Origin of the sequence: Streptomyces soli (genome assembly GCF_003999195.1) — a bacterium.
GTDB classification, from domain to species: domain Bacteria; phylum Actinomycetota; class Actinomycetes; order Streptomycetales; family Streptomycetaceae; genus Actinacidiphila; species Actinacidiphila soli.
In genome coordinates, this window is record NZ_RJVR01000153.1 from 1 (window position 1) to 2643 (window position 2643).

Consider the following 2643-nt stretch of genomic DNA (forward strand, 5'->3'; position numbering starts at 1 on the left):
GGAGCCGCCGCCGCGGGACTGGCGGGGAGGGGCGCCGCGGCGGTCGCGGCGGTCGCCGCGGGGCTCACGCGGGGCGCTCTTGGGCGCGGCGGCAGGGGCCGCGTCGTCGTCGAGCCGCAGGGTGAGGGAGATGCGCTTGCGGGGGATGTCGACGTCGAGCACCTTGACGCGGACGATGTCACCGGACTTGACGACGTCGTGCGGGTCGCTGACGAAGGTCCGGGACATCGCGGAGACGTGGACCAGCCCGTCCTGGTGGACGCCGACGTCCACGAAGGCCCCGAAGGCGGCGACATTCGTCACGACGCCTTCCAGCACCATGCCGGACCGCAGGTCCTTGAGCTCCTCGACGCCCTCCTTGAAGGTAGCGGTCTGGAAAGCCGGCCGCGGGTCCCGCCCAGGCTTCTCCAGCTCGGCGAGGATGTCAGTGACGGTCGGCAGGCCGAAGTTGTCGTCGACGAACTCCTGAGGCTTCAGCGTGCGCAGCACCGTGCCGTTGCCGAGCAGGGACTTGATGTCGGTGCGGGCGGCGGCGCTGATGCGGCGCACCACGGGGTACGCCTCGGGGTGGACGCTCGACGCGTCCAGCGGGTCGTCGCCGCCGGGGATGCGGAGGAAGCCGGCGCACTGCTCGTACGCCTTGGGGCCGAGCCGGGCCACGTCCTTGAGGGCCTTGCGGGAGCGGAAGGGGCCGTTGGCGTCGCGGTGGGCGACGATGTTGCCGGCCAGGCCCTCCGTGATGCCGGAGACGCGGCGCAGCAGCGGGGCGGAGGCGGTGTTGACGTCGACACCGACGCCGTTGACGCAGTCCTCGACCACGGCGTCCAGCGAACGGGACAGCTTCAGCTCGGACAGGTCGTGCTGGTACTGGCCGACGCCGATCGACTTCGGGTCGATCTTGACCAGCTCGGCCAGCGGGTCCTGGAGCCTGCGCGCGATGGAGACGGCGCCGCGCAGCGAGACGTCCAGCTCGGGAAGTTCGGCGGAGGCGTACGCCGACGCGGAGTAGACGGAGGCGCCCGCCTCCGACACGACGGCCTTGGTGAGCTTGAGGTCGGGGTGGCGCTTGATGAGGTCGGCGGCGAGCTTGTCGGTTTCGCGGGAAGCGGTGCCGTTGCCGATGGCGATGAGGTCGACCTTGTGAGCGGCGGCGAGCCGGGCGAGGGTCGCGATGGACTCGTCCCACCTATTGCGCGGCACGTGCGGGTAGATGGTCTCGGTGGCGACGACCTTGCCCGTGTCGTCGACGACGGCGACCTTCACGCCCGTACGGAAGCCGGGGTCGAGCCCCATCGTGGCGCGGGTGCCGGCCGGGGCGGCGAGCAGCAGGTCGCGGAGGTTGGCGGCGAAGACACGTACGGCCTCGTCCTCGGCGGCCTGGCGGAGCTGGACCCGCAGGTCGATGCCGAGGCGGACCAGGAAGCGGGTGCGCCAGGCCCAGCGGACCGTGTCGGCGAGCCACTTGTCGGCCGGGCGGTCACGGTTGGTGATGCCGAAGTGGTGGGCGATCTTCCGCTCGAAGGTCGACGGGCCGTCCTCGACCGGCTCCTCGGGCTCCAGGGTGAGGTCGAGGACCTCCTCCTTCTCGCCGCGCAGCATCGCCAGCACGCGGTGCGACGGCAGCTTGGTGAAGGGCTCGGCGAAGTCGAAGTAGTCGGCGAACTTCGCGCCGTCCTCCTCCTTGCCGTCGCGGACCTTGGCGACCACACGGCCCCGCTCCCACATGCGCGTACGCAGCTCGCCGACGAGGTCGGCGTCCTCGGAGAAGCGCTCGGTGAGGATGGCCCTGGCGCCGTCCAGCGCGGCGGCGGCGTCCTCGACGCCCTTGTCCGCGTCGACGTAGCCGGCGGCCTCGGCCTGCGGGTCGAGCGAGGGGTTGACCAGCAGCCGGTCGGCGAGCGGTTCAAGTCCGGCCTCGCGGGCGATCTGCGCCTTGGTGCGGCGCTTGGGCTTGAAGGGCAGGTAGATGTCCTCGAGCCGGGCCTTTGAGTCCGCGGCGAGGATCTGCGCCTTCAGGGCGTCGTCGAGCTTGCCCTGCGACTCGATCGACTCCAGGATCGCGGTCCGCCGCTCGTCGAGTTCCCGCAGGTAGCGCAGCCGCTCCTCCAGTGTGCGCAGCTGCGCGTCGTCCAGCGTGCCGGTGGCCTCCTTGCGGTACCGGGCGATGAAGGGCACCGTCGCCCCGCCGTCGAGCAGGTCGACGGCCGCCCGCACCTGGCCTTCCCGTACTCCGAGCTCCTCGGCGATCCTGCGTTCCACCGACACCGATGTCGTCACGATGTACTGACCTGCTTTCTCGCTGGACTACCCGGGCATTATCGCCGAGTGGTGCCGGTACGCGGGACAGGCCGCCCCGCTCAGGCCGGCTTCTTCTCGAAGAACTCATGAACCGGGTGGCTGACCTGCGAGGACTCCCCGAAAGTGGCTTCTGGCCCGGCGCGTGGCTGCGGACGTTCTCTCGCTCGCCCTCACTGTGCCGCCGCGCCGGGAAGCGGCGGTTGCACCTCCGGCGCCCGTAGGTCACGGAGCCCTGCAGAGAGGGGGTTCCGCCGCATCCGACGCGGCCGCAGGGCGGTGGCCGACGCCGAGACGCCGGTAGGGGGGCCGTGAGGTGCTGGCCACGGTCGTGGCCAGCACCTCACG

General features: G+C 71.5%; 1 protein-coding gene. It reads right to left on the minus strand.

Going from position 1 to position 2643, the window contains the following annotated elements:
- The coding region (locus EFK10_RS13520) for a Tex family protein (protein ID WP_164835978.1) at positions 1–2277 on the minus strand (2277 nt) is incomplete at its 3' end.
- Positions 2278–2643: the final 366 nt, after the last annotated feature.